A 403-nucleotide genomic window follows, 5' to 3' on the forward strand; every position below is an offset into this window, starting at 1 on the left:
GGAAAAGTTTGAGTTTTATCATTATTTGGCACAGTTACGAAAGTTTGCTACTAAACAAAAATTATACATTATCTGAATAGATAAAGTCCAGTCTTTTACTCCCCGAAGTTGCAATCTGAAGCTTTTGATTTTTGCATTGAAAGATTCCGCTGAGGCATTTGTGCTTTTGTTATCAAAATAGTTTAGGATGGTTTGATAATGAGTTTCTATAGTTCTTGATATAGTATTGAATGACTTAAATCCTACTAATCTTACTTCTTCATGCCATTTTGCAAGTTTGGTAAATGCAATTATCTGGTCTTTATTTTGATTATAGATTTTGGATAGCTTTTGGGATAGTTTGTAAGCTTTTTTAATATCCGGATATAGTCCAAACACAAGTTCTGCTCTTATCTTTTGTGTG

At 31.3% G+C, this 403-nt stretch carries 1 protein-coding gene; it reads right to left on the reverse strand.

Annotated features, from left to right (window positions below; translation table 11 throughout):
- Positions 1-21 precede the first annotated feature (21 nt).
- A partial coding sequence (locus ACLI1A_RS19580) for a transposase (RefSeq protein WP_411410385.1) occupies positions 22-403 on the reverse strand: 382 nt, incomplete at its 5' end.

The sequence above is a fragment of the Flavobacterium sp. RHBU_3 genome (assembly GCF_046613565.1).
In the GTDB taxonomy this organism is placed as follows: domain Bacteria; phylum Bacteroidota; class Bacteroidia; order Flavobacteriales; family Flavobacteriaceae; genus Flavobacterium.